This window comes from Flavobacterium sp. FlaQc-52 (genome assembly GCF_044007495.1).
Classification (GTDB): Bacteria; Bacteroidota; Bacteroidia; order Flavobacteriales; family Flavobacteriaceae; genus Flavobacterium; species Flavobacterium cupriresistens.
The window spans coordinates 168,386-194,832 of sequence record NZ_JBIPCV010000003.1 but is presented as its reverse complement, the minus strand read 5'-3'; the positions used below and the strand labels follow the sequence as shown (position 1 = coordinate 194,832).

Below are 26,447 nucleotides of genomic sequence, written 5' to 3'. Positions count from 1 at the left end.
TTATGGATAATTTTTTTGTACGAAGACCGATAGTCGCCATAGTATTGTCCATTTTTATTGTTTTAATTGGTGGACTTTCTATACTCTCGACCCCTGTTGCGCAATATCCCGAAATTGCACCGCCTTTGGTACAGGTATCCACCAGCTATCGTGGAGCCAATGCCTTAAATGTCGAGCAAGCCGTAGCGACACCTATTGAGCAAAAAGTAAATGGTGTTGAAAACATGCTTTACATGCAATCGACCAATACCGGAGACGGAAGTATGTCTCTTTCGATCACCTTTGATATGGGAACCGATTTGGATATCGCCACGATGTTAACACAAAACAGAGTTGCCGAGGCGACCAACAAACTCCCGCAAGATGTAAAAACCACCGGCGTGACTACCAAAAAGTCTCTCGCCATGCCGTTGTTGATTTTGTCCTTGTATTCGCCCAACAAAACCTTCGATAATAACTTTCTAACCAATTATGCCAACATTAATATTGTGGATGCATTGGCCCGTATCAAAGGAGTTGGAGAAGTAACCCTTTATGGAGGTAGTAGTTACGCCATGCGAATTTGGGTCAAACCCGATATCATGTCCAAATACAACCTGACAGTTCCCGATATTGTCCGATCAATTCAGGAACAAAATGCGATTGCACCGGGAGGAAAATTTGGTGCACCACCTGCAAAAGACAAAAACGATTTTACTTATAATGTAACCCTTAAAGATCGTCTGGTAAATCCGGAAGATTTTGAGAATATTATTCTAAAATCAAATTTGAGCAATCAGCAGGTTCGATTAAAAGATGTGGCCACCGTTTCGTTGGGAACTGAAAGTTACGCTTCAATAGCCAAATTAAACGGAAGTCCTGCCGGAACCATTGGTATTAAACAAATGCCGGGTTCAAATGCTCTCGAAGTTGCCGAGAATGTCAAAAAAACAATCGAAGGATTAAGCAAACGCTTTCCACAGGATCTAAAATACAAAGTTTCTTTAGACACGACCCTTGCCATTTCGGAAGGAATAGATGAAATCCTGCACACTTTGTTTGAAGCCATTATTTTAGTGATTCTGGTTGTTTTTATCTTTTTGCAAAACTGGCGTGCGACTTTGATTCCTCTTTTAACTGTTCCCGTTTCGCTTGTTGGTGTTTTTATGCTCTTTCCGCTCTTAGGATTTTCGGTCAATGTACTTTCTCTTTTAGGCTTAGTATTGGCCATCGGGATTGTGGTCGATGATGCCATAGTCGTCGTCGAGGCCGTCATGCACCACATTGAGCAGGGTATGTCGCCCAGGGATGCCACCAACCAAGCCATGAAAGAAGTTTCGGGCCCTGTAATTGCCATTGCCATTGTATTAACGGCAGTATTTATTCCCGTAGCTTTAACACCCGGAATAACAGGCCGACTCTACCAACAATTTGCCATTACAATTGCTATATCGGTGATTTTCTCTGCTTTAAGCGCTTTAACTTTAAGTCCGGCTTTATGTTCTCTTTTATTAAAACCCAATCAGGAATCAAAAGGATGGTTGGGCCGATTCTTTAAAGCCTTCAATCAAAAGTTTAGTGCGTTCACCGATAAATACACAGGTTTCTCCGGTTATCTTATCAAGAAAATGACAAGAAGTTTTATTTTCATCGGAATTTTAATTGTTGCCATTATCCTTTTAGGTGGAAGAATTCCAGGTGGATTTGTTCCCGAAGAAGATCAGGGCTATATGTTTGTGAATATTGAACTTCCCGGCGCTTCTTCCTTGGAAAGAACCAATAAAGTCATCGACAAAGTAGAAAACATCCTCTCCAAAAACGAAGGGATTGATTCCTATACTTCGATTGCAGGATTTAGTTTGATCAAAAACTCTGTTGCTACTAATAATGGTTTCTTTTTTGTTTCGCTAAAAGAATGGAAAGAACGTCAGCAAGACGTTTTCCAAATCCTCAAAGAGGTAAATGGAAAAGTGGTTTTTGGAATTCCCGAAGCTACTGTTTTTGCCTTTGGACCTCCGCCAATTTCCGGAATTGGAAATGCCGCCGGATTTACAATTATGCTTCAGGACAAAGAAGGACAAACACCACAATATCTCTATCAGAACGCACAACGTTTTATGGCAGAGGCTAAAAAACGTCCGGAAATCGGAACCATCAGAACCACTTTTAATCCCAATGTACCACAGATTAGTCTGGATATTGATCGGGAGAAAGTCAGCGAACTTAATCTTTCGTTGTCTGATGTCAATCTTGCTATCGGAGCAAGTTTAGGAGGACAATATATCAATGAGTTCAATAAATTCGGCCGACAGTATATTGTGCTGTTACAGGCTGCACCAAATTATACCGTAAATCCGGAAGATATCAATAAGATTTTTGTTCGCAGTAAAGACAACAAAATGATTCCGATCTCGAGTATTGCTACGATCCGAAAAGAAAGTGGTCCTGAATTTACAACTCGTTTTAATTTATACCGGGCCGCCGAAGTTGGCGGAACTCCCGCACCGGGATATACCTCAGCGGAAGCCATGGATGCCTTACAGGAAACCGCCGAGAAAGTATTGCCTTCTGGAATGGGATATCAATGGTCGAATATGAGTTTTCAGGAAAAACAAGCCGAAGGAAAAGGGAATACCGTATTCCTCATGGCATTGCTTTTTGTGTTCTTAATTTTAGCTGCGCAATACGAAAGCTGGAAATTGCCTTTTAGCGTGCTTTTAGGAACTCCTTTTGCCGTTTTCGGCGCTTTTCTGGGACTGTTCCTCTGCCGATTAATCAGTCCCGACTATGTCAATAATGTTTTTGCCCAGATTGGTTTAGTCATGTTAATTGGTTTGGCTGCGAAAAATGCCATTTTGATCGTAGAATTTGCCAAAGAAGAGTATGAAAAAGGAATGCCTGTAAAAGAAGCGGCGCTATATGCCGCCAAACTGCGTTTCCGCCCTATTCTTATGACCGCTTTTGCTTTTATCTTAGGTGTTGTGCCTCTTTTAACCGCTAGTGGTGCCGGAGCTCAAGCCAGAAAGGTAATGGGATTAACGGTTTTCAGCGGTATGCTGGTTGCCACAATTTTGGGAGTTTGTTTGATTCCTGTCTTATTTGTATTTATTGAAAGTTTTGGTAAAAAACCTTCAGAAGAAATTGATGAAACTAAAAAGGAAGAATGATGAAAAATCTAAAATTAGTACTCGTATTACTTACAATAGCTGTTTTTCCTTATAGCTGTATGGTGGGTCCAAAATATTCAAAACCGGAACAACCCAAAACCGACAGTTTTCAATTCGGAAACAAAACAACAGACACCACTGCCAATGTAACGACCCTAAAATGGTCCACAATTTTTAATGATGAAGTTCTGATTGGATTGATTCAGAAAGGGATTCAGAATAATTATGATTTAAAAATTGCTTTAGCACGTTTGGAACAGGCAAAAGCTAATTTAGGCATCGCCAAAGCCGATTTATATCCGTCCTTTCAATATTCAGGTCAGGTAAATAGCGCCCAGACTTTTCTGCAGCAAACTTCTTTGACCGCCAACATGTCGTGGGAATTGGATTTTTGGGGGAAATTCCGTCATCAAAACAAAGCGCTTCAAAGTGAACTTCTGGCAACAGATGAAGCCCGAAAAGTAGTGCTTTCCACTATTGTCAGCACCATTGCTGTTTCGTATTTTGAATTGCGTGATTTCGATAATCAGCTGGAAATCACACAGCACACTTTAGAAACCAGACAAAAAGCATATGATATCATTAACGAAAGATTCAAAAGTGGTTATGTTGCGGAATTAGATAAAGTACAAATCGAACAACAGGTCGCAATTGCAGAAGCCAATATTCCATTGATTAAAAGGCAGATTACAGCTTTAGAAAACTCCATTTCGGTATTAATAGGTCAGGTTCCCGCTCCTATCGAAAGAGGTAAAACCAACAATGATTTATTGATTTTGTCTACATTTCCGACTTCGGTACCTTCGGCCTTATTAGAAAACCGTCCTGATGTAAAAAGAACGGAACTTTTGTACCGCGCTTCCAACGAAAGAATTGGTGTTGCACAAGCGATGCGGTATCCATCGTTTAATATTGCAGCGCTTGCGGGTTTTGTAAGTCCAACGATTGGTGATTTGTTTACTGATGCTTCTTACCTCCAGAATATTGGAGCTGGCGTTAGTGGACCGTTGTTTAACTTTGGAAAGAATAAACGCCGTGTTGAGGTAAACCGCCAGATAGCAGAAGAAAACAAACTGGTTTTTCAGAAAACGTATTTAATAGCCATCTCAGAAGTAGAAAACGCCTTGCAAAACGTAGCCATGTACAAAGAAGAATGGACCGCCCGAAACAGACAAATTGTAGCCGCGCAAAAAAACTACGACTTATCTAACGCCAGATATTACAACGGATATGTTTCATACCTCGAAGTTCTGGACGCCCAACGTTCCTTATTTGAAGCACAATTAAGTCTTTCGCAATTAACCCAGAAACAGTTAAGTTCGATGGTTCTGTTGTATAAAGCACTTGGCGGTGGATGGAATTAAGGTATTGTCTCTTTTGGAAATTTGTGAGATGTTAAAACAAAGAATCACATACACAAAACACTTATTAACAGCAACTTAAAACGAATAAACACGCCTAACGCAACAATGTTGCAAATAATAGAAAGAGGTTTTTACACGCAGATTTAGCAGATATGGCAGATTTTTTTCTTATTCATACAATTGAAATCGATGTGTTAGCGCAAAAAACATTCGCACAGATCCGCTTAATCTGCTAAATCTGCGTGCTAAAAACTTTGCGGCTCTGCGAGAAAAAAACACCACGCATAGTCCTTCGACTTCGCTCAGGAGGACAACTCTAAGTATTTAATAAAACTCCGAAAATCCCAAAATTAAAAGATGAAGGTCTCGCACGCAGATTTGGCAGATTGAGCAGATTTTCTTCTTATTGGTACAATTGAAATCGTTATGCTTAAAAAAAACATTCGCACAGATCCGCTTAATCTGCTAAATCTGCGTGCTAAAAACTTTGCGGCTCTGCGAGAAATAAAAAAACACCGCACATAGTCCTTCGACTTCGCTCAGGAGGACAGCTCTGAGTATTTAATAAAACTCTGAAAATCCCAAAATTAAAAGATGAAGGGCTCGCACGCAGATTTGGCAGATTGAGCAGATTTTTTTCTTATTGGTACAATTGAAATCGATGTGTTTGCGCAAAAAACATTCGCACAGATCCGCTTAATCTGCTAAATCTGCGTGCAAAAAAAACTTTGCGTAACCCTTCGACTTCGCTCAGGGGGACAGCTTCAAGTATTTAATTAAAAGCGGAAACTTTTAAAATTAAAATAAGCATTCAAGACTTCTTACTACAGCTTGGAATCCAAAAAACAAAAAAAAGAGTGCGTTTCATGATGAAACGCACTCTTTTTTATAAAATCTTAGTACCTAAGAAACTTAGCCTCTCAGACTAGCAATACTCGTTAAAGGCATCTTGTAGGTTCTCAGCAATTAATTCAGCTGGACGACCTTCAATATGGTGACGCTCTAACATGTGAACCAATTCTCCGTTTTTGAACAAAGCCATACTTGGCGATGATGGAGGAAAAGGAAACATATGTTGTCTTGCAGCATCAACTGCTTCTTTGTCAACACCAGCAAAAACGGTGATCAAATGATCCGGTTTTTTAGCTCCTTCTAAACTCATTTTTGCTCCCGGACGTGCATTTCTTGCAGCACAACCACAAACAGAGTTTACAACAACCAAAGTGGTACCTTCAGCTTTAATAGCATTATCAACAGCGTCAGCACTATGTAAATCTTGAAAACCTGCAGCAGTAAGTTCAGCCTGCATTGGTTTTACCATTTCTTCTGGATACATATTTTTATTTTTTAAATTTTACTTTTGAACTGCAAAGTTACAAAGTTTAGCGGCAACTACTTAATTTGAGGTATAAAGTTTTGTTATAGTTCGATTGTTATTTCCTAAACTTCACTTGGTACGGATAGGTTTCATAAACGGTATTGTCTTCATTTATCGTAAATCCTTTAGCAGCATCTTCTTTTGCGCTATCAATTAATGCCACGACCTCTGCTCTGGATTTCCCTTGTTTCAGCCAACAAATGGCCTTATAATACTTTACATCCGAAAATTCAGGGTAAATCTTCAGTGCTTTATCAAAAACGGCGATTGCTTCGTCCCACTTCTTCAATTCATATTTGGCAATTCCTTGGTAAAAATAAGCTGTCGGATGTTCTAATTGCTGCCTGTTAGTATAAATATCATCTACATAGTCACCTATAATTTTTTCTGCTTTTTCATATTCATTCAACTGTAAGTAACAAAGTCCAATATAAAAACGATACGAATGGTCCATTCTGTACCCGTTACCATACAGTTTGATACATTCCTCAAAATCGGCGATTGCTTCTTTGTAATTCTTTGAAAAGATGCATTTCATAAAACCACGATAGGGCAACCATTCTTGCTTATCATACAAAACGGCTTTGTCTAAAAAGGACATTCCTACTTCATACTTTCTGCATTTAAAATAGGGCATTGCCTTTTGCTGCCATAATTGAGCAACTGTGCTGTCTTTTTTCAGACCTTCATCGAGGCAATTTTGCCATTCGGTCATTTCAAAAATATAGTTGTGTTTTTCGGCTCCATTAGTCAAAAACTCTTCTATAATAGCATCATGTGCTTTGTTTACAGAAACTTGTCCAAAAGAGAAAAGGGTAACAAGGAAACTTAATCCTAAAAAGATATTTTTCAAAGTTTATTGGTTTTGGTTGTATTTATTTGAAAGAAAAATCAACCCAAATAACGCTTTAATAAATGGTGTTTTCGGGCACTTTAAAATAACTTTAACATCTTGGATTAATGTCGTTTCTTCATCCAAAAATTTAAAAATCAAAACCGGATTTCCTTTTTTGAATAAGGCTGAAAAAATACGATTCCCTAATTCATTATGGCGATAGAGAATATCCAGCAACAATAGATCGTAAAACCAAAATCGGCTCTTTTTATGAAAATCTTTCATTTTCATTGAAGTCGAAGGATTATCTAACAAAAACGCCACCAGCTCTGTTGATTTTTTATCCGAATTTTTAAATGTATAACCTGTACTCGCCTTTGTCCATCCGCCGGCAGTACCGATATTAAGCACTCGTTTGGTATTTCGCTCCCAAAAAGGAAAACAGGTCATTGGAATACTTCCCTGCTCCTTTTCCAGAATTTCATACGCAGTAGCACCTAAATTCTTTAAATAGTTTTGAATCTCCTTTTCATACTCTTCTTCCGGAAGTAATTTCTCCGAAAATAGTGTATACTCAACCAAAGCCTCTGTTTTTGATATTGGCAAAACATACATAAAACGGGTATTCCCTTTTTGTTCTACCGAAAAATCCATAAAAGTAACTTGCTCTGGATTGAAGATCTCCGATTCGCTCTTGACCAGCCATCCTATAAAATGCTGTTGCAAAACGGGATATTGGGATTGGTTTTCAGCAAAAGCTTTAGTGTAAATGCTATTGAATAAGTGACTGCAAGTGTAGCTGTTATCCTCTGTACCAACATAAACATGGGTATCGAGTTCGTTGATATCGGTTACTTTATCTGTTAAAAAAGTAATGTTTGAATGTTTTAAAAGAGCTTTCAAAACAAAACTATAAAAATCCAATCCTCTAATCTGATTGTACTGATAAGGACGAAGGTCTAAATCGCGTTTAAAATCCTGATTGGCAAACAAAGCAGCATCCCACTTTTTTGAAATAACCGAATCCCAAATCGTTTCCTTTTCCGACCAAAAACACCAGGTTCTGTCATTGGATTGTTTTGAACTTGCATCTAACAACAAAATCGATTTGGTGCTGAATTTACCGGACAAAACCATTTTATAAACCGTCATTAAAGCCGAGAGACCCGTTCCGGTGATAATGTAGTCGAAATGTTTGATTTGTGAGGAATGCATGTTCAAAAATAAGAAATTTTATTCTTTTGCTATTTCTAAAAACAGTTTAAAATCCGCCTCATTTAAGTAGTTGTTATATTGCAGAATGATTTCATTATTCGCATTCAAAACACACAAAACCGGATACGCAATTTGTTTATTAATCGTTCCTAACTGAACGGCCAGCTCGTTTATGCCCAAATTATTACCCGAGGGTCGGTATTTGAAAACCTGATTATTAAACGAAATGTCTCTTTTTTCTTCTGCATTCAAATCAATAAAATAAAAATCCGAATTCAGCTTGTCGATGATTTCGTGATTGTTGAAGGTCGTACTTTTCATTCGCTGACAAAACTGACACCAATCGGTATGGATAAAAACAATTACATTTTTCTTTTGAATTTGCTGCAAGCTGTCAATCGCCTCAAACGGGGTGCTTTTGAGCTGGCAGAATCCTGTGGAAGTAATCCCGAGGAAGAAGATAATAAGGGTTAGCTTTCCCATTTTGGTGTTGTTTTTTTTGCCACTGATTTCACAGATTAAAAGGATTAAGCTTGTTCTGAATATTCTTTTTTAAATCTGTGAGGTCTGTGGTGTAACTTATTCTTATCTAAATACATGATGAATAAAAATAATTCGTGACAATTCGTGAAATTCGTGTCTAGAATCTTTTATAATCTTTCAAATCTGTGGCAACTTAAATCCTTAGTTTAAATTATATCTCAAACCAAAGAAACCGCGAATGTTTTGATTTTCATGTTCTTTTCAATACATCGCTTAAAAGGTTGCCACGAATTACACTAATTTACACTAATCTCAGCATAATGAATAAAAAAAACAATTCGTGAAAATTCGTGTAATTCGTGTTCAAAATTATTTTTAAATGGCAACTTAAATCCCTACTTTAAATTATATCTCAAACCAAAGAAACCTCTAATGGTTTGGTTTTGTCCATAAACATAAGTTGTGTCAAAAGTCAAACCGTACGGATTATCTGAAGTAGTCACAATTTGCCCTTTTGGAACTACTTGTCCATTTAAGCCAACATTTGTTCCATCTGATGTTTGCACATTTTTATCGAAAGGATCATTTGTTCTTGAAATCAAAAAGGGATTATTGCGTTTTGGTGTAAAATTCAACAGGTTTTTAATTCCCCCGTACACTTCAAAATTCTTCCATCCGAAATACGTAAATTGAATGTTCTGAATACTATACCACGGCGATTTCGGACTTCTTGGGTCTAAATCACTTAATAAAGGTAACTTCATCGGGCTGTACACATTCCCCGTATAATCTAACAATAAATTTAGTGAATCTATTTTATATGAAACACTCCAGGTTGCTGTGAATTTCTCGGTTAAAAAAGGTGTTGCCGAAACTCCATTTTCTACATTTTTATTATCCAGTAGCGTTGCACCAACAATAAACTTTAAACCTGACAGAAAATTAAGATCCACATTCGTACTGATTCCCTGACTTAACGCATAACCATTGATGTTATCGTAAATGATTTTATTCGGATCGCTTTCGTAATCTGAAATGATTTTATTGCTGAATCGGGTATAAAAAGCCGTTGTTTCGATCCCCATAAAAGTTCCGTTTCCAAAATTGATTTTCTGTATGTAATTCAGATTCACATTGACGGATTGCTCCGGTTTTAAATCACTTTTGATCACCACATCTCTGGAACCTGTAAGTGCTGCGTGGTCTTCGGTAAACAGATTCACTACTCGAAATCCGGTTCCCGCGTTCAATCTGAAAATAGTATTTGGATTTTTCTTCCATCGATAGGCCACTCTGGGAGTATAAATAGAACCGTGAATCGAATTGTAGTCGTATCGCATTCCCAACAAAACCTGACTTTTTGGAGAAATCGTAATTTCATCCTGAACAAAAATTCCGGGTAACCACGTACTTTCGGCCTCTTTAGTTGCGGTTGTATTGTCATCATAGTAGGAATAACGATTGGCAATTCCGGCCAGAAAATCGTTTCTACCCATTTTTTTATCCCAAGTCAATTGCAAAAATCCAATTTTCTGATTGGCGATATAAGAGGTCGTTCCGTAGCGACTGTCCTGATAATGCACATTTCCGGAGAAAGACACCATCAGTTTTTCTTCAAAAGGCAATTGATAACTTCCTATTAATTCTCCTCTTTTGGTGTAAATGCTTTCTCCATAAATTTCATCCCCTCCGCGGAATTTCTTCTCCCAACGCACATCTCCACCCCAGCGATCTTCGTACATTCCTCTTGCAGCAATGGTAAACAAACGGTTATTGTCCCTCAAAAAACTCCACTTATTAAAAACTGAAATTCGTTCTGACAAGGTTACATCGGTAAAATTATCACGATCCTTATCGATAATCTGATTGTAATTGAAGTAATTAACCCCTAAAAGCGTTGTTGCTTTTTTTGACGGATTGAATTTCATTCCTAAATCGACATTGGTTTCTAAATAAGAAGTCGTAAAAACATCAGCAGAAAACAACGGTGCATTAATCGGATTTTTGGTAATGATATTGATTAAGCCTCCCACAGCCTCACTTCCGTACAAGGAGGAAGCCGGGCCTTTTACGATTTCAATGCGTTCTACAAGCGAATTTGGAATTCCAGACAGTCCATAAACCGTTGATAGACTACTCACAATTGGCATCCCGTCAATTAAAATCAAAGTATATGGTCCTTCAAGACCATTAATATGAATGTCTCCCGTATTGCAGACCCCACAATTCAACTGAGGCCGAACACCGTTTATATTCTGAAGTGCCTCATAAATACTAGGCGTTGGGTTTTTCTTGAAGAAAACCGTAGAATAAACCTCAACCGGAACGGCACTTTCTAATCGCTTTACGGGTTTTAGAGTTCCGGAAACCACCACTTCATTGAGTTCGTTATCGTTGTCTTTTAATTCAAAATCAAGATTCAGTTTTTCGTTCTCTGCTACCAAAATCCTTTGGGTTACGGGTTTAAATCCCATAGAGGTAACCTGAATTTTATATTCTCCCTGAGGAATGTTATCTAATTTATAATACCCTAAACTATCTGCTTCTGTTTTAAATACGGTATTTAACAAGGTAATTTTAATCAATTGAGCGTCATTATCCCTGTTTACCTTTCCCGAAATAGTTTGCGAATGAACCATTTTCGCAGAAAATAAAAACAAGACTAAAAATAAATATTTCATTTTGTGTAAATTAATTTTTAGACAAATCTAAAAATTAAATTCGACAAATAATGTTCATAAGGCTAAAAACTTAAAAATGAAATCATTTAGTGGGTTTGGATAAAAGAAAAAAACACACAGAATCATAAGAAAAACCGAGCTAAACCTAACCAAAAACCTATTTAACTCTGTAACCTTTAAAAAACAAAACCCCTTTTAATTAAGTAAAGGAAATTATGATTCCATGTGTTATAAAAGAATAAGGAGATCCTTAAACGAAACTTTCGTCGATAAGTTCTCTATTAATTGAGGCTCCTGCAAAAGAGCCTGAAGAAACTGCCATTGCAACAGATCGTGCCTGAATGGTACTATCCCCGCTGGCATAAATTCCGGGAACGTTGGTTCGCTGCAACAGATCTACTTTTAGCAAACCTTGCTCGGTCAATTCACACCCTAAAATTTCAGGTAACGGACAGTGCTGTACAAAAGGAACTTTGGCATAAACCGCCTTTACTTTAATTTTTGATTTGTTTTTGAAAACTACCTCACGAATGCTTCCGTTTTCATGAAGAAATGAATCAATCTCCTCTTCAATGATCTTAATTCCATGTTTTTGAAGCAACTCTATTTGCGCTATACTAAAATTTGCTTTTCCGTTTGTCAGCAAACTAAGCTCTTTTGTCCAGTTTGAAATCATCTTCACATATTCAAAACCCAGATCACCGTTGGCAATAACCGCCGTTTTCTCACCTTTCACTTCATAACCATGACAATACGGGCAATGCAAAACGGAGATTCCCCAACAGGCACCAAAGCCATTAATATTCGGAATCAAATCTTTTATTCCGGTTGCGAAAAGAATTTTCTTTGCTGTAAACGTTTTTCCTGATTCTGTTTTAAGTTCAAAACCATTTTCTATTTTGACAGCGCTAACTGCTAATTCGTTCTGAAATTGAACTGTATCATAAGAGCCAATCTCTTCTTTGGCTTTCTTCGAAATAGTTGCCGGCTTCTCTCCATCCTGTGTAATAAAATTATGCGAATAGGGTGTTTGTCTGTTACATGGCAGGCCACTATCTATCACCAAAACCTCACGCAAAGAACGCCCCAGACTCATCGCGGCAGCTAGTCCGCTATAACTTCCTCCTACAACAATAACTTCAAAATGATTTTGCTGTGCCATAATTGTTATCTTTTATGTGATTTATAATTTAAAAAATGTCCCACAATCATCCCTATTCCTCCAAAAAAGATCCAATCAAGATGAATTTCCAAAAAAATATCGACCAAAACACTGATCCAAATCATGGCCATAGAAATAATAAAAATGCTGGAGACCAAAAGGTTCGATTTTTTAATTATTTTTAAAATCGCAAAAAGTCCAATTGAAGCAAAAACCAAATCGATAAAAGGATTGTGAGTTAATCCTAATGGCAGAATGGTTAGCAAAGGAAAGAGCAAGCAATGCACCAAACAAATGGTAGCGCTCGAAATTCCTAAAATATCGTAAAGGGCCATGGTCGTTTTCTTCATTTCTCGTACTTTTGCTTAATGCAATTCTGTTGCAAATATATAAAATTATTTCAATCGCAACATTGTTGCGTTAATATATTTAATTGATTTAGAATGAAAAACACTCGAAATACCACCGCAAAGACAGCCGTTACACAGATTCTCACCGAATCGAAAACGGCATTGTCACATACAGAAATTCACAAATTAACAGCAGATTTGTGTGATCGTGTTACAATTTACAGAATATTGGATCGTCTTGTAAATGACGATATCGTACATAAAATTGTAGATCTTGACGGTACGGTAAAATATGCCAAATGCCATCATGCACATCCTGTACACATTCATAATCATGCTCACTTCAGCTGTGAAAATTGCCACGAAATAACCTGTCTTGAAAATGTAAAACCAAGTTACATCATTCCGCACAACTATAAAGTAAATGATATTAACTTTACGTTATCAGGTTTGTGTCCCAATTGTTTAAATTCTAACATTTAACTTTTAGACTTGTCTAAAAATATTGTTGAGCGAATGCAATTTTTCTATATATTTGGAAAATCAATATTTTGACAATGACCAAATCTTTAGAAGAAGTAAACCAATCGGTTCCCACCGAGAACAAAAAAACAGGATTCAGAAAAATACTAGCCTTCTTCGGTCCGGCATACTTAGTAAGTGTAGGTTATATGGACCCCGGAAACTGGGCTACCGATATTGCCGGAGGGAGTCAGTTTGGCTACACCCTGGTTTGGGTTTTGCTTATGAGTAATTTGATGGCTTTACTACTTCAAAGCCTAAGTGCCCGACTTGGAATTGTGACACAGCGCGATCTGGCGCAAGCTTCGAGAGAAACCTACTCTAAATACATCAATTACATTTTATACTTTCTGGCAGAAATTGCCATTGCAGCTTGTGATCTGGCAGAAGTTCTCGGAATGGCGATCGGAATTAATCTGTTATTTGGCATTCCGCTTCTCGAAGCGGTTTTAATTACCGTTTTAGATACCTTTTTACTGCTTTTCCTGATCAATAAAGGAATTCGCAAGATGGAAGCCTTCATTATTGCTTTGGTTGCCATTATCGGCTTCTCTTTTATTTTTGAAATGATTTTTGCAGAGCCGGAAATGCATAAAGTGCTCGAAGGCCTCATCCCTTCTATTCCAAATTCTGCTGCTTTGTATATTGCCATCGGAATTATTGGGGCAACTGTGATGCCTCACAATTTATATTTACACTCTTCTTTGGTGCAAACCAGAAAATTTGACCGAACACCGGCGGGTATCAAACAAGCTTTAAAATACAATTTCATCGATTCGACCATCGCTTTAAATCTGGCCTTTTTTGTGAACGCAGCCATTTTGATTCTTGCTGCGGCGACTTTTCATAAAAACGGTATGTTTGAAGTAGCCGAAATTCAGGATGCACATCAATTTCTGGAACCGCTGTTGGGAACCAAGTGGGCTCCCATTTTATTTGCTGTTGCGCTGATTGCAGCAGGACAAAGTTCTACGGTTACCGGAACGCTGGCCGGACAAATTGTAATGGAAGGCTATCTGCATTTGCGTATTCAGCCTTGGGTTCGTCGTATCCTTACGCGTTTAATTGCCATTATTCCTGCCGTTATCGTTATTTTAATTTATGGCGAAAGCGTCACCGGAAAACTATTAATTCTAAGTCAGGTCATTTTAAGTTTGCAATTGGGTTTTGCGATTATCCCTTTGATTCATTTTGTGAGTGATAAATCAAAAATGAACGGTTTTCATATTTCCAGAACAACACAGGTAGTTTCGTGGATTATTGCGGCAATTATAGTTTCGTTGAATGCAAAATTAGTATACGATGAAATTACTTCCTGGCTTGAAAACTCCAGCAATCCAATAGTACTGTGGCTTACCGTTGTTCCATTGGCTTTCGCATTCCTTGCTTTGCTGCTTTATATCGTGGTTGGACCTTTTATCGCTAAGGTAAAAAACAAGATAGTGAACCACTCCCCTCATCATTTAAAATTACAGTTTTCGCCAAAAGAAAACCAAACGATTAAGAACATAGCCATTTCGGTCGATTTCTCAAATGCTGACGAGCCTGCATTAAACAAAGCCTTTGAATTGGGGGGCATTGACACACAATATACCTTAATTCACATAGTAGAAACGGTTGGCGCTTTAATGTACGGCGTCGAAATACAAGATCATGAGACTACTATTGATGAAAAATTATTATTGGAATACAAAGAAATGCTTTCCAAAAAAGGATTTAAAATCAAAACCGAGCTTGGCTTTGGAAAACCCAATACGATTATCGCAAAAATTATAAATGAAGGTGATTTTGATATTTTGGTAATGGGAACCCATGGCCATACGGGTCTAAAGGATCTTCTTTTTGGCACAACAGTAGACAAACTGCGTCATAAAATTTCAATACCTTTGTTGATTGTTAAAAAATAGTAGCTAAGATCCTGAGTTACTAAGTGGCTAAGATTTTGAATCTTTACACTCAGAACCTCAGCATCTCAGCCGCTTAGAACCTTAAAAAAGAATGACTTTCTCAGAAGAAAACTACTTAAAAGCGATATACCACCTTACTGCTTCTTTAGAAACAGAAGTGAGCACAAATGCTATTGCCGAAATGATGGAGACCAAAGCTTCATCGGTTACGGATATGCTTAAAAAGCTGTCCGAAAAGGATTTAGTAAATTATAAAAAATACCAAGGCGTTTCTTTGACGGAAAACGGCAAACTGGCTGCCAAGATGATTGTTAGAAAACATCGTTTGTGGGAAGTATTTCTAGTTGAAAAACTAAATTTCAGCTGGGATGAAGTCCACGATATTGCAGAACAGTTAGAGCATATTAAATCCGAGCAACTGATTAACCGTCTGGATGATTTTCTTGGAAACCCAACAGAAGACCCGCACGGTGATCCTATTCCGGATGCTAACGGTCGTATCGTTAAAATTGAGAAACATCTGCTATCAGAGTTAAACGAAGGTCAAATTGGCGTTTGTGTCGGCGTAAAAGATACCTCCTCGGAGTTTTTGAAGTATCTGGACAAACAGGAAATTGCTTTGGGCTCTAAAATTGAACTCTTGTCCAAAGAGTCTTTTGATTTATCAGTAAAAATAAAGGTTGACAATAAAGAACTGTCGATTTCTAATAAAATTGCTTCCAATTTATTTGTGAAACTGGTTTAGAAACAAAAAAATCCCAAAACTTAAAGTTTTGGGATTTTTTTTAATCTTTCAAGCTGTAGAGTATCTTTTGAAAATCGCCCTTGAACTTGTCTTTATTTGCCGTTGAAGTCCATGAAAACACTTTATAAAAGGCTTTTTTAGTTTCAACAATTCCAACTAAATAATAAATATCCATCGCGGCATCTTTATCATAATAGCTAATATCGGCTTCCAGAAAATTGGTTTCATTGATCTTCTTTGAAACAGGAGTCGAAACCGTTTTTTTCTCTACATCACTAAGGAAATCCTTCATAAAGTCCTCATAAAAGTCATTTGCTGAAGCATAATTTAACTCTACAAGACTCAAATCTTCTTTCAAATCATAGATTACAAACCCATAGGTTTCTTTGACTTCGCTTTTGTATTCAATAGCCGATGATGTATTTATACCGGCCGTTTTATTCATATAGTCAGGCAAATTAACGGTAAAAGTATGTCCTGCTTTATATTCTTTCATTTTCGTTTGAGCAGAAACCGTTGCAGAAGCAAAAGTCAATGCCAACATAAAAAGAGTAATTCTTTTCTTCATTTGGGGTAAACTTAAATTATAATTTTATGATTTATTCTAGCGCACCATGCTGTTCAACAACACTTAAACAATCCCTTTCTCAATCATTTCAAGCATTACAGGCGAGGCATTTTTAAAAGTCGGCGGTTGCTCGATGATGCTACCGGCATTTTTCTTGTTGACTTTAAACGTCAGGTCATTGTCAGTTGTAAACAAAAGTGCCGTCAAAAATGGATTTTTAATATACGAACCTAGCACCAATAAAGCCTCGTCTAAAGTATGGATACTTTCTATTTCTTCGGTTTTATAACGGGTTGTTAACGATATCGAATAGGTATTATCTTCATTCAGAACCAGTCTGAAATAGATGTTTTTGATCTCGGTATCACCAATGGTTTTGGCTAAAGTTAATTTGGCAAAGGTGCCGCTTTGAATGCTTTCTTTCACGCGTTCGCTGAAAAGAGCAAATATTGGTTCGTAGGACATGATAATTATTGTTTGTTTTTTTAACCGAAAGATTCGCAAAGCTTTGCGAACCTTGCGGTTAACTATTTTTATTACTTCCCTGTAAATTCAGGTTTTCTTTTCTCCAAAAAAGCAGTAGTTCCTTCTTTAAAATCCTGAGTTCCGAAACATTTTCCGAATGATTTTATTTCCGTTTCAAAACCATTTTTACCATCCACAAAATTCGCATTGATCGACTTGATGGCTTTGCTGATTGCAAAAGGAGCATTTTTGATGATTTTTTGTGCAATTCCTTTAGTAAATTCTAAAAGTTCTGCCTGAGGGACTACATGGTTTACTAAGCTGTATTGTTTAGCTTCTTCGGCAGTAAGCATTCCGGCTGTCATTATTAATTCCATCGCTCGTCCTTTACCAACAAGCTGCGGCAAACGTTGTGTTCCTCCATATCCCGGAATTAATCCCAGACTTACTTCGGGTAATCCCATTTTAGCATTCTCTGAGGCTACTCTGAAATGACATGCCATCGCTAATTCCAATCCTCCGCCTAAAGCGAAACCATTGACAGCAGCGATAACCGGTTTTTTCAAATTCTCAATATGATCAAACAACGCTTCCTGTCCTTCGGCAGCCAATTGTGCGCCTTCAATAATCGTGTAATTTGCAAATTCTGAAATATCGGCTCCGGCCACAAATGCTTTTTCGCCGCTTCCGGTCAAAATAATAACTCTGACATCGTTATTTTTACCTAACAATTTTATAGCTTTATTCAGGTCACTAATCGTCGCTTTGTTTAACGCATTTAGTTTCGTTGGCCTGTTAATAGTAACGGTTGCAATATTTTCTTCAATAGAAATTAAAAGATTCTCGTAGTTCATGACGCTTATTTTAAGAGTTTATGATTGGTAAAGAAACTCTGAATGTAGTTCCTTTTCCATATGTTGATTCAAAGGTAATTGTTCCTTTGTAATTTTCGATTATGTTTTTTATAATTCCTAGTCCAAGACCCATTCCACTGGTTTTGGTGGTGAATTTTGGTTCAAAAATTCTGCTGCTATCTTGTTTCTGAATCCCGATTCCATTGTCTTTTACCGCTATTTCGACATTATTATTCCGACGTTTCACAGTAACTAAAATAGATTTCTGAGTTTGATTCTCCGGAATAGCTTGTGTGGCATTTTTAACCAGATTGGTAATCACACGGATCAATTGTGTACGATCCATTTTAGAGATAATTTCCTCTTCCTGGCTTTCAAAAACGATATAATCTTCATTAAAAATATCCAATGCCAACTCCACAACCTCCACTACATTTAAGGTTTCGTTCTGTTGCGCCGGCATGGATGCAAAATTCGAAAATGCCGAAGCCACGGCCGTCATAGTATCAATTTGCTGAATCAGCGTTTCGGAGTAATCATTCAGCTTTTGTTTGACATCGGGAACTGTGGGATCGAACTTTCGTTGAAAACTCTGCACCGTCAGACGCATTGGCGTTAGCGGATTTTTAATCTCATGCGCCACCTGTTTTGCCATTTCTCTCCATGCCTCTTCCCGCTCACTCTGGGCTAGTTTTATAGCACTGGTCTCCAGTTTATCCACCATTCCATTATAGGCTTTGATCAGGAAGTTTACTTCTTTACTATTCGCCTCCAAAACAATCTTCTCATTCTTCTGATCTAAATTGGTTTCTTCCAATCGGTCTGAAATGGTTTTCAATGATTTCGTAATATAGGTCGATAAAAAGTAGGCTAAAGCAAAAGCTACCAGAAGCATAAACGAGTACACCTGACTCAAACGAATCAAAAAGGTGTTTAACTCATTGTCATAATAGCCGTCATCTTCGAGGTAAGGGAGATTCAAAATCCCCAAGGGCTTGAATTTTTCGTCCTTAATTAAGCTATAGGAAGATCTGTTCTTGACTCCATCGATGGTTTTGATATCTACAAAACGCTTTTCGATAGAAGAGCGAACCAGTTTAAGAATGTATTCCGGAATTGGCGGTGGTGCTTTATCTACAGCAAAAGACTCTTTGGACGATTTTAGCAATTTCCCGTCCAAACTGTAAATATTGATCTCAATTTTATGAATCTGAGCTAATTCGTGGATTTTATCTTTAAAAATTAAATCCAGATTCCCGGTTTTCAGCGGATAAGTTGTAGTCGACAACACATAATTGATGTGTTCTTTTACCGCATTTTCCTTGCGCTCTAAACGTTCCTGATGGTATTCTTTGGCTTCATTTTTAAACTGAATAATCGAAATAGACGCCAATAAAAAAGATGCCACAACAATCAATACAATCATCGACAGGAAAATCCTGGTACGCAAAGAAAGCATCGACATTTTGAAGTTGTTCAACATAGTTTTTTTTGTTTCAGGTTCAAAGTTTCAGGTTTCAGGTTTCAGGTTTAAACTTGAAACTTTGAACCTGAAACAAAAACTCTATTTCTTCTCCCGAATTCTTTTGTAAAATCTAAAACCTAACATGATTAAAATCGAGAATGCCATGATTCCGATTACACCATAGATCCAGTTGATTGCGCTTTTTAACACTACTAAAAAAACGACTGCGAATAATATAATCGTTGCACCTTCATTCCACAAACGCATAAAATTATTGGTGTATTTCACCTCATCATTTTGCAGTTGCTTGAAAATCTGATGGCATTTGCCGTGATACAAATACAATAAAAACACGAAACACAATTTAACATGCATCCACGGCATTTTGAGCCAGGCATTTCCTAAATCTGTAAAAAACAGCATCCAAAAAGCAAAGATACTTGCCAAAATTGCAGACGGCCATGTGATAATATACCACAAACGGTAGGCCATAATTTTATACTGCGCTTGTAAAATTTCTTTTTCAGGAGAAGGCTTTTCGTTGGCTTCTATTTGATATACAAACAAACGTACAATATAAAACAATCCCGCAAACCAGGTAATTACAAAAATAAGATGTAAGGATTTTAGGTAATTATAATATTCCATTTAGTACTTTCTTTTTTCTTAACTCTTTGTTCTATTTTCTATTTCGCCCAATCATTAATCCAGTTACTAACTGTCTCGCACCACTCGTCATCATCATTCAAACATGGAATGGCCAAAAACTCTTTCCCTCCGTTGGCTTCAAAGTCTTCTTTGGCACGCATTGCAATTTCTTCCAGTGTTTCTAAACAATCGGTAACAAAGGCAGGGGTTACAACTGCAATTTTATTAATTCCTCTTGAAGGCATTTTGTCAATTTCGACATCTGTATAAGGCTCAAGCCATTTATCACCGGCCAATCTGGACTGGAAAGTCACACAATATTTGTCTTTTGGAATTCCTAATCGCTCTACTACCAGACGTGTCGTTTCATAACAATGTGTTCTGTAGCAAAATTCCGCTTCTGGCGTTCCGACTTCGCAACACATTTCGTTAGTAACAAACTTTTTATGTGATTTTGTTTTATCTGTTTTACGAACGTGACGTTCCGGGATTCCGTGATAAGAGAAAACCAACTGATCGTAATCAAAACCTTTTAGATTTTTCTCAATAGAATCGGCAACGTTTTTAATATAATCCGGTTTGTTGTAAAACGCAGGAACATCTGTAAACTTCATGTTTGGAAATTTCTTCTTGCGAATCTCTTCTGCTAACACTAAAATGGTCAAAGTCGAAGCCATCGCATATTGCGGGTACAGCGGGAAAAGCAATACCTCATTAACTCCTTTGTCATGCAATTCCTGAAGTCCTTTTTCGATTGTCATCGATCCGTAACGCATCGCTAATGCAACCGGAACAGCCGTTAAAGGTTGTACTTTTTTCTTCATTCTCTCGGAAAGCACTACTAATGGTGAACCTTCATCCCACCAAATTTTTGCATAGGCATGTGCTGATTCTTCCGGTCTTTTTCTTAGAATAATCCCTCTAACCAAAAAGGCTCTCAATAAATACGGAACATCAATCACGTATTTATCCATTAAAAATTCATCTAAATAGGGTTTTACGTCTTTTGCAGTTGGACTATCCGGAGATCCTAAGTTTACTAATAATACGCCTTTCATTATCTTTTTTATTGCTTTAGGCTTTAAGCTCTGGGCTTTAAGCTTTTGTTTAATTAAATTTTCTGCAAAAGTAGCTCTTACAACTTTTTAGAAATATGATAAATGTTATTTTTTATTTATTGTTGAATATCAAAAAACAATCTCTTAGATTCTTTTATGCCGTTTCAGCAGATTGTACATTCGTGTAAATTCGTGCAATTAGTGGCAAAAAACCTAAACATTTGTATTAATCGACATTAAATATTTTTTTGGAGTTGTGGCAAACTTTTTCTTGAAGGCCGCTATAAAGTGACTTCCTGTACTATAGCCTATCTTCAATCCAACTTCGTTTACATTATAAGAACCGCTGTCGAGTAGTTTTCTGGCGAAATCCATTTTATAATCAAACAAAAAACCATAAACGGTATCGCCATAAATTTGTTTGAAACCCATCTTTAGTTTCTTCAGATTCAATCCAATTTCATCCGCCAGTTCTTGTAAACCGGGTGGTTCGGCCATATTGGCTATAATGATTTCTTTGGCTTTTCTGATTTTCAAAACATTGTCTTCATCAATCAAAAACGGACATTGTTCTGCATTTGGGTCTTCGGTTCTGTTAAAATACAAACTCAGTAATTCGTATCCTTTTCCTTTATAATACAGGTTTTTAATAGACGGATGTAAATTATAATGAAACAATTGACTCAATACAATCGCCATAGACGGACTAATATTCCCCTCGTTATAATACTTTTTATCCTTATTATCAGGACTTAAAAAAGTAATATAATCGGCTTCGGCAGAAAATAACGCATGGAATTTCTTTATTGAAACAATTACAGAAATCACCCATGAATTTGGAGCAAGTTCTAAATGAAGCGGTAATTCTTTCTGCGGATTGTATAAAAGCAGCGATTTTTCTTCCTTCAATTCCAAAGCATAATTACCCTGATTGAATAAAAATTTAGCGTTCCCTTTTATACCGAAGTGAAACTGTATCAGACCACTACCAACTTCATGCTGTGCAAAAAATGGCTCCGGACTGTCATTCTGAAAACGGATTAGCGTAAAATCGTCTTCAATTTTTATAATTTCCTGAGAACTCATAGCGATATTTTTTTGAAGGATAAATTGCTTAAAAAACAAAATCTTATTTAGAATGACTCTAAACAAATCAATTCTAACAACTTGATTTTGCTACAAAAATAATCCTTTTTGCATAAAAACAGCTGTTTAGAATCAAAAAAACATATAGCGACACAAAAAGTACTTTGAGCGTTACTTTTATAAAAGCTATAATGATAATTTTGTTGCACTTTTATGAAAGTGGATTTATGGAAAACAACAACGCACCAAAACATCTTTATTTTTACTCAGTTGGTCTGAGTTACAAAAAAGCCGATGCAGAGGTCAGAGGTAAATTTAGTTTGGACGCAATTGCCAAAACGCGTCTATTAGAACAAGCCAAAAACGAAGGGATCGAAAGCTTAATCGTAACTTCGACCTGCAACAGAACTGAAATTTATGGTTTTGCAGAACACCCGTTTCAATTGATAAAGCTAATCTGTGATAACAGCAATGGTTCTGTTGATGCCTTTCAAAAGGTGGGTTTTGTTTATAAAAACCAAGAAGCGATTAATCACATGTTTCGCGTAGGAACAGGATTAGACAGTCAGATTTTGGGTGACTTCGAAATTATCTCTCAAATAAAAACCAGCTTTTCGCATTCAAAATCAATGAATTTGGCCAATGCTTTTTTAGAAAGATTGGTAAATGCAGTCATTCAAGCAAGTAAGAAAATCAAAAACGAAACGGAAATCAGTTCAGGTGCTACTTCAGTTTCTTTTGCATCTGTACAATACATTCTTAAAAATGTTGCCGACATCAGTAATAAAAACATATTGTTGTTCGGAACCGGAAAAATCGGAAGAAATACTTGCGAAAATCTTGTAAAACATACCAAAAACGAACATATCACTTTAATTAACAGAACGAAAGACAAAGCCGAGAAATTGGCCGGAAAACTAAATCTGATTGTTAAAGACTACTCAGAATTACACCTTGAACTTCAAAAAGCCGATGTTGTTGTTGTGGCAACCGGAGCTCAGAACCCAACGGTTGATAAAGCGATTCTAAATCTTAAAAAACCATTACTAATTCTGGATCTTTCTATTCCGAAAAATGTAGATGAAAATGTAGAGGATTTAGAAGGTGTTACTTTAATCCACATGGATTATTTGTCTCAATTAACAGACGAAACTTTAGAAAACCGTAAACTGCACATTCCTGCAGCAGAAGCGATTATCGAAGAGGTAAAGGAAGAATTTATAACCTGGACTAAAGGAAGAAAATTTGCTCCTACCATTAATGCTTTAAAAGAAAAACTGAATGCCATAAAAAATTCAGAACTGGATTTTCAAAGCAGAAAAATAACTGATTTTAATGAAGAACAAGCTGAAATTATCAGTGCAAGAATCATTCAAAAAATCACCACTCATTTTGCCAATCACTTAAAAGACGACAACACCATGGTCGATGAAAGCATCGAATGGATCGAGAAAGTCTTCAAAATAAAGGCTTCATAAAGCTTGAGAAAATATTTAAACCATATAAGTTATATAAGTTCATATTAAAAAAAGCCGCTACTATCATCTTGCGGAAAGCTTAAATGAGCTCATATAACTTAAATGGTTAAAAAAATAAGTTATGAAAATTCAATAAAAGCCGCTAACATCATGTTGCGGAAAGCTTAAATGAGCTTACATAACTTATATGGTTAAAAAAAATAAGTTATACAAATTCAAATAAAAAGCCGCTAACACTATACCACGCGAAACTTAAATGAGCTTACATAACTTATATGGTTTAAAAAAACAATAATGAACAAAAAAGTAATACGAATTGGAACTCGCGATAGCGAATTAGCACTTTGGCAAGCACATACCGTCGAAAAACAACTTAACGATTTAGGTTATGAAACCTCAATTGTAGCGGTAAAATCTACCGGTGATATTATTCTCGACAAACCTCTTTACGAACTTGGAATTACAGGAATTTTCACCAAAACCTTAGACATTGCTATGATTAATGGTGATGTTGATATTGCGGTACATTCGATGAAAGACGTTCCGACCGCTTTGCCAAAAGGAATCGTTCAGGCGGCAGTTCTGGAAAGAGCCAATGTGCTGGATATTTTAGTTCATAAAGGAAATCCTGATTTTACTACACCAAGTACCATCGCCACCGGAAGTCTTAGACGTCAGGCGCAATGGTTCAATAAATATCCTAATCATACTGTGGTTGACTTACGTGGAAACGTAAACACCCGCATGCAAAAATTACAAGACAATAACTGGGATGGAGCTGTTTTTGCCGCTGCAGGTTTGGAGCGCATCAACCTAAAACCGCAAAACTGTATCGATTTAGATTGGATGATTCCTGCGCCGGCTCAAGGAGCAATGCTTGTCGTGGCAATGGAAAACGACAATTATACTCTGGATGCATTATCCCAATTAAATCATATTGAAACTGAAATTTGCACCTATATCGAGCGTCAGTTTTTAAGAACTTTAGAGGGTGGTTGTACTGCACCAATTGGAGCTTTAGTCACGTATAATGAAGACGAAGACACCCTTCACTTTCAAGGTGTTTTGCTTTCTATTGATGGAAAACAAAAACTGGAAATCAACAAAACTGTTGGAATTGAAGAATGGAAAAAACTAGGATTCTTTGCTGCTCAGGAAATCCTGAACAATGGCGGAACCGAATTGATGCAAACAATTAAAGAATCCCTGAAAAAATAATGACAAAATCAATTCAAATACTGTCGACTAAAACGCTTTCGAACATTCAAAAGCAAGAACTGCGAAAAGCCGGTCTTGAACTTACCGAAGCCGATTTTATACAAACCGCAAACAAACCTTTTGAAATTAAAGATCTTAACGACAATTTGATTTTCACCAGTCAAAATGCTGTTCACAGTATTTTAGCAGATCCAAATTGTGAAAAATTAAAGTCTAAAAATGTTTTTTGCGTTGGGTTAAAAACTAAGATTCTTTTATCCGATAGCGGATTCAACGTTGTCGCTTACACTGGTTATGCCTCAGATTTAGCTGAGATCATCACGTTGATCTATTCTCAGGAAAGCTATACTTTTTTCAGTGGAAATCTTCGTAGAGAAACGTTGCCTAAAGCTTTAAAAGATGCCAATGTAAAGCTAAATGAGATTCAGGTTTATGAAACTTCATTAACTCCACAGAAGATAAAAACCACAGCAGCTGCTATTTTGTTTTTTAGTCCCTCTGGCGTTGATAGTTATTTAAAAGAGAACACAATCAAGAAAGAAACCTGTTTCTGTATCGGAGAAACTACAGCTCAAGCATTAGAGAAAATTACAAAAAACATCATAATCGCCGATCAGCCTACTATTGAGGATGTGATTGAAGATGTGATCAACGAATATAAATAATTATAACACAACACCTAACCGGTTTTAAAAACCTGTTAGGTGTAAAAATAAAAAACATGTTAAAAAACGATCTATTTTTAAGAGCATTAAAAGGAGAAACTGTTCAACGTCCACCCGTATGGATGATGCGTCAGGCAGGAAGATATTTACCGGAATTTAGAGCTTTACGTGATAAATACGATTTCTTTACCCGTTGTGAAACTCCGGAATTGGCTGCAGAGATAACGGTTCAGCCTATTCGCAGAATTGCTCCCGATGCTGCTATTTTGTTTTCGGATATTTTGGTGGTACCCCGCGCTATGGGAATTCACGTTGAATTGAAAGATAATCTGGGCCCAATTATTCCGGATCCAATTCGCACAATGGAGCAAGTAAATCAGGTTTTTGTTCCGGATGTGAATGAAACTTTAGGGTATGTTTTTGATGCCATTAAATTGACTAAAGAAATGTTGAACGACGAAGTGCCTTTAATTGGTTTCGCCGGTTCACCTTGGACGATTTTCTGTTATGCTGTTGAAGGAAAAGGTTCTAAAAGTTTTGATACTGCGAAAGGATTCTGTTTTTCAAATCCGGTTGCAGCACATACTTTATTACAAAAAATTACAGACACTACCATTTTATACTTAAAAGAAAAAGTAAAAGCAGGTGTTAATGCCGTTCAGATTTTTGACTCTTGGGGAGGAATGCTTTCTCCGGTTGATTATCAGGAGTTTTCATGGAAATACATCAACCAGATTATTGATGCTTTGGCAGAGGTTACTCCGGTTATTGTTTTCGGAAAAGGATGTTGGTTTGCTTTGGGTGAAATGGGTAAAAGTAAAGCTTCGGCTTTAGGTGTAGATTGGACTTGTTCTGCAAGAAATGCACGTTACTTGTCTGGTGGAAACATCACACTTCAAGGAAATTTTGACCCGTCAAGATTGTTTTCTCCAATTCCAACCATCAAGAAAATGGTTCACGAAATGATCGACGAATTCGGAAAAGACAAATATATCGTAAATTTAGGTCACGGAATTTTACCAAATATCCCTGTAGATCACGCCAAGGCATTTATTGACGCGGTGAAGGAATACGGGAATTAGTTTTCAGTCTCAGTTTTCAGTTATCTCCTAACAAACTGAAAACTGAAAACTGAGACCGAGACTGAGACTGAG

23 protein-coding genes are annotated in these 26,447 nt (G+C 37.0%); 9 read left to right on the top strand and 14 right to left on the bottom strand.

The genetic code is table 11. The features are described 5' to 3' along the window. Window positions 1-2: 2 nt before the first annotated feature. Together ACHRV5_RS07460 and ACHRV5_RS07455 are read left to right on the top strand one after the other, a co-directional pair. Entirely contained in the window at window positions 3-3,146 is a 3,144-nt protein-coding gene (locus ACHRV5_RS07460) for an efflux RND transporter permease subunit (RefSeq protein ID WP_395426321.1), read from the top strand. Then, window positions 3,143-4,510, top strand: coding sequence for a TolC family protein (locus ACHRV5_RS07455; protein WP_395426320.1), 1,368 nt, complete (start codon window positions 3,143-3,145; stop codon window positions 4,508-4,510). Before ACHRV5_RS07460 ends, ACHRV5_RS07455 begins: the two co-directional genes overlap by 4 nt. Before the next feature lie 925 nt (window positions 4,511-5,435). On the opposite strand, the gene ACHRV5_RS07450 is transcribed toward ACHRV5_RS07455, so the two are convergent. From ACHRV5_RS07450 to ACHRV5_RS07420, 7 genes are all read right to left on the bottom strand, one after another. Beyond that, on the bottom strand, window positions 5,436-5,846 hold the full coding sequence (locus tag ACHRV5_RS07450) for a BrxA/BrxB family bacilliredoxin (protein ID WP_029271207.1): 411 nt from the start codon (window positions 5,844-5,846) through the stop codon (window positions 5,436-5,438). 97 nt (window positions 5,847-5,943) lie between these two features. Continuing rightward, entirely contained in the window at window positions 5,944-6,741 is a 798-nt protein-coding gene (locus ACHRV5_RS07445; protein ID WP_395426318.1) for a tetratricopeptide repeat protein, read from the bottom strand. A 3-nt stretch (window positions 6,742-6,744) separates the two neighbouring features. Continuing rightward, on the bottom strand, window positions 6,745-7,938 hold the full coding sequence (locus ACHRV5_RS07440; protein ID WP_395426483.1) for a lycopene cyclase family protein: 1,194 nt from the start codon (window positions 7,936-7,938) through the stop codon (window positions 6,745-6,747). An 18-nt stretch (window positions 7,939-7,956) separates the two neighbouring features. Beyond that, window positions 7,957-8,421: a thioredoxin family protein gene (locus ACHRV5_RS07435; RefSeq protein ID WP_395426317.1), complete on the bottom strand. Its 465-nt coding sequence runs from the start codon at window positions 8,419-8,421 to the stop codon at window positions 7,957-7,959. 395 nt (window positions 8,422-8,816) lie between these two features. Continuing rightward, window positions 8,817-11,102 carry a TonB-dependent receptor domain-containing protein gene (locus ACHRV5_RS07430; protein WP_395426316.1) on the bottom strand — a complete coding sequence of 762 codons (2,286 nt, stop codon included), beginning with the start codon at window positions 11,100-11,102 and terminating at the stop codon, window positions 8,817-8,819. A 250-nt stretch (window positions 11,103-11,352) separates the two neighbouring features. Next, complete coding sequence (locus ACHRV5_RS07425) at window positions 11,353-12,264, bottom strand: NAD(P)/FAD-dependent oxidoreductase (protein ID WP_395426315.1); 912 nt, start codon at window positions 12,262-12,264, stop codon at window positions 11,353-11,355. 5 nt (window positions 12,265-12,269) lie between these two features. Then, the gene (locus ACHRV5_RS07420) at window positions 12,270-12,614 is read right to left on the bottom strand and encodes a MerC domain-containing protein (RefSeq protein WP_047776915.1); all 345 of its coding nucleotides are present in this window, start codon (window positions 12,612-12,614) and stop codon (window positions 12,270-12,272) included. A gap of 93 nt (window positions 12,615-12,707) precedes the next feature. Between ACHRV5_RS07420 and ACHRV5_RS07415 the strand changes: the two genes are divergently transcribed. From ACHRV5_RS07415 to ACHRV5_RS07405, 3 genes are all read left to right on the top strand, one after another. Continuing rightward, window positions 12,708-13,097, top strand: coding sequence for a Fur family transcriptional regulator (locus ACHRV5_RS07415; protein WP_047776913.1), 390 nt, complete (start codon window positions 12,708-12,710; stop codon window positions 13,095-13,097). Between the two features lie 74 nt (window positions 13,098-13,171). Continuing rightward, the gene (locus ACHRV5_RS07410) at window positions 13,172-15,043 is read left to right on the top strand and encodes an Nramp family divalent metal transporter (protein WP_230003962.1); all 1,872 of its coding nucleotides are present in this window, start codon (window positions 13,172-13,174) and stop codon (window positions 15,041-15,043) included. 91 nt (window positions 15,044-15,134) lie between these two features. Then, the gene (locus ACHRV5_RS07405; protein WP_395426314.1) at window positions 15,135-15,788 is read left to right on the top strand and encodes a metal-dependent transcriptional regulator; all 654 of its coding nucleotides are present in this window, start codon (window positions 15,135-15,137) and stop codon (window positions 15,786-15,788) included. Between the two features lie 40 nt (window positions 15,789-15,828). On the opposite strand, the gene ACHRV5_RS07400 is transcribed toward ACHRV5_RS07405, so the two are convergent. The 7 genes from ACHRV5_RS07400 to ACHRV5_RS07370 all read right to left on the bottom strand — a co-directional run bounded on the left by ACHRV5_RS07400 (window position 15,829) and on the right by ACHRV5_RS07370 (window position 21,932). Further along, window positions 15,829-16,356, bottom strand: coding sequence for a hypothetical protein (locus tag ACHRV5_RS07400; protein ID WP_131701540.1), 528 nt, complete (start codon window positions 16,354-16,356; stop codon window positions 15,829-15,831). Window positions 16,357-16,419: 63 nt separating this feature from the next. Beyond that, window positions 16,420-16,821: a hypothetical protein gene (locus ACHRV5_RS07395; protein WP_047776905.1), complete on the bottom strand. Its 402-nt coding sequence runs from the start codon at window positions 16,819-16,821 to the stop codon at window positions 16,420-16,422. 71 nt (window positions 16,822-16,892) lie between these two features. Continuing rightward, window positions 16,893-17,675, bottom strand: coding sequence for an enoyl-CoA hydratase/isomerase family protein (locus tag ACHRV5_RS07390; RefSeq protein ID WP_395426313.1), 783 nt, complete (start codon window positions 17,673-17,675; stop codon window positions 16,893-16,895). A gap of 10 nt (window positions 17,676-17,685) precedes the next feature. After that, a complete protein-coding gene (locus tag ACHRV5_RS07385) occupies window positions 17,686-19,101 on the bottom strand; it encodes a sensor histidine kinase (protein WP_395426481.1) in 1,416 nt (471 codons plus the stop codon). A 138-nt stretch (window positions 19,102-19,239) separates the two neighbouring features. After that, window positions 19,240-19,788 carry a CopD family protein gene (locus ACHRV5_RS07380; protein WP_395426312.1) on the bottom strand — a complete coding sequence of 183 codons (549 nt, stop codon included), beginning with the start codon at window positions 19,786-19,788 and terminating at the stop codon, window positions 19,240-19,242. 38 nt (window positions 19,789-19,826) lie between these two features. After that, window positions 19,827-20,846, bottom strand: coding sequence for a ferrochelatase (hemH, locus tag ACHRV5_RS07375; RefSeq protein WP_395426311.1), 1,020 nt, complete (start codon window positions 20,844-20,846; stop codon window positions 19,827-19,829). 213 nt (window positions 20,847-21,059) lie between these two features. After that, window positions 21,060-21,932: an AraC family transcriptional regulator gene (locus ACHRV5_RS07370; RefSeq protein WP_047776898.1), complete on the bottom strand. Its 873-nt coding sequence runs from the start codon at window positions 21,930-21,932 to the stop codon at window positions 21,060-21,062. Between the two features lie 227 nt (window positions 21,933-22,159). On the opposite strand from ACHRV5_RS07370, the gene hemA reads away from it, so the two are divergent. The 4 genes from hemA (at window position 22,160) to hemE (ending at window position 26,375) form a co-directional block, all read left to right on the top strand. After that, window positions 22,160-23,410 carry a glutamyl-tRNA reductase gene (gene hemA / locus ACHRV5_RS07365; protein ID WP_047777096.1) on the top strand — a complete coding sequence of 417 codons (1,251 nt, stop codon included), beginning with the start codon at window positions 22,160-22,162 and terminating at the stop codon, window positions 23,408-23,410. Window positions 23,411-23,704: 294 nt separating this feature from the next. Beyond that, window positions 23,705-24,628 (top strand): hydroxymethylbilane synthase, encoded by a 924-nt coding sequence (gene hemC, locus ACHRV5_RS07360; RefSeq protein ID WP_047776896.1) that lies wholly within the window; start codon window positions 23,705-23,707, stop codon window positions 24,626-24,628. Next, complete coding sequence (locus ACHRV5_RS07355) at window positions 24,628-25,293, top strand: uroporphyrinogen-III synthase (protein WP_395426310.1); 666 nt, start codon at window positions 24,628-24,630, stop codon at window positions 25,291-25,293. The genes hemC and ACHRV5_RS07355 overlap by 1 nt, the downstream gene beginning before the upstream one ends. Before the next feature lie 56 nt (window positions 25,294-25,349). Then, complete coding sequence (gene hemE, locus ACHRV5_RS07350; protein WP_047776893.1) at window positions 25,350-26,375, top strand: uroporphyrinogen decarboxylase; 1,026 nt, start codon at window positions 25,350-25,352, stop codon at window positions 26,373-26,375. The last annotated feature ends 72 nt before the right edge of the window (window positions 26,376-26,447 follow it).

Excerpts from the sequence above, each read along its gene's own strand:
- ACHRV5_RS07460 (WP_395426321.1), top strand. The coding sequence starts at position 3 with ATGGATAATTTTTTTGTACGAAGACCGATAGTCGCCATAGTATTGTCC.
- ACHRV5_RS07455 (WP_395426320.1), top strand. The coding sequence starts at position 3,143 with ATGATGAAAAATCTAAAATTAGTACTCGTATTACTTACAATAGCTGTT.
- ACHRV5_RS07450 (WP_029271207.1), bottom strand. The coding sequence starts at position 5,846 with ATGTATCCAGAAGAAATGGTAAAACCAATGCAGGCTGAACTTACTGCT.
- ACHRV5_RS07440 (WP_395426483.1), bottom strand. The coding sequence starts at position 7,938 with ATGCATTCCTCACAAATCAAACATTTCGACTACATTATCACCGGAACG.
- ACHRV5_RS07435 (WP_395426317.1), bottom strand. The coding sequence starts at position 8,421 with ATGGGAAAGCTAACCCTTATTATCTTCTTCCTCGGGATTACTTCCACA.
- ACHRV5_RS07430 (WP_395426316.1), bottom strand. The coding sequence starts at position 11,102 with ATGAAATATTTATTTTTAGTCTTGTTTTTATTTTCTGCGAAAATGGTT.
- ACHRV5_RS07425 (WP_395426315.1), bottom strand. The coding sequence starts at position 12,264 with ATGGCACAGCAAAATCATTTTGAAGTTATTGTTGTAGGAGGAAGTTAT.
- ACHRV5_RS07420 (WP_047776915.1), bottom strand. The coding sequence starts at position 12,614 with ATGAAGAAAACGACCATGGCCCTTTACGATATTTTAGGAATTTCGAGC.
- ACHRV5_RS07415 (WP_047776913.1), top strand. The coding sequence starts at position 12,708 with ATGAAAAACACTCGAAATACCACCGCAAAGACAGCCGTTACACAGATT.
- ACHRV5_RS07410 (WP_230003962.1), top strand. The coding sequence starts at position 13,172 with ATGACCAAATCTTTAGAAGAAGTAAACCAATCGGTTCCCACCGAGAAC.
- ACHRV5_RS07405 (WP_395426314.1), top strand. The coding sequence starts at position 15,135 with ATGACTTTCTCAGAAGAAAACTACTTAAAAGCGATATACCACCTTACT.
- ACHRV5_RS07400 (WP_131701540.1), bottom strand. The coding sequence starts at position 16,356 with ATGAAGAAAAGAATTACTCTTTTTATGTTGGCATTGACTTTTGCTTCT.
- ACHRV5_RS07395 (WP_047776905.1), bottom strand. The coding sequence starts at position 16,821 with ATGTCCTACGAACCAATATTTGCTCTTTTCAGCGAACGCGTGAAAGAA.
- ACHRV5_RS07390 (WP_395426313.1), bottom strand. The coding sequence starts at position 17,675 with ATGAACTACGAGAATCTTTTAATTTCTATTGAAGAAAATATTGCAACC.
- ACHRV5_RS07385 (WP_395426481.1), bottom strand. The coding sequence starts at position 19,101 with ATGATTGTATTGATTGTTGTGGCATCTTTTTTATTGGCGTCTATTTCG.
- ACHRV5_RS07380 (WP_395426312.1), bottom strand. The coding sequence starts at position 19,788 with ATGGAATATTATAATTACCTAAAATCCTTACATCTTATTTTTGTAATT.
- hemH (WP_395426311.1), bottom strand. The coding sequence starts at position 20,846 with ATGAAAGGCGTATTATTAGTAAACTTAGGATCTCCGGATAGTCCAACT.
- ACHRV5_RS07370 (WP_047776898.1), bottom strand. The coding sequence starts at position 21,932 with ATGAGTTCTCAGGAAATTATAAAAATTGAAGACGATTTTACGCTAATC.
- hemA (WP_047777096.1), top strand. The coding sequence starts at position 22,160 with ATGGAAAACAACAACGCACCAAAACATCTTTATTTTTACTCAGTTGGT.
- hemC (WP_047776896.1), top strand. The coding sequence starts at position 23,705 with ATGAACAAAAAAGTAATACGAATTGGAACTCGCGATAGCGAATTAGCA.
- ACHRV5_RS07355 (WP_395426310.1), top strand. The coding sequence starts at position 24,628 with ATGACAAAATCAATTCAAATACTGTCGACTAAAACGCTTTCGAACATT.
- hemE (WP_047776893.1), top strand. The coding sequence starts at position 25,350 with ATGTTAAAAAACGATCTATTTTTAAGAGCATTAAAAGGAGAAACTGTT.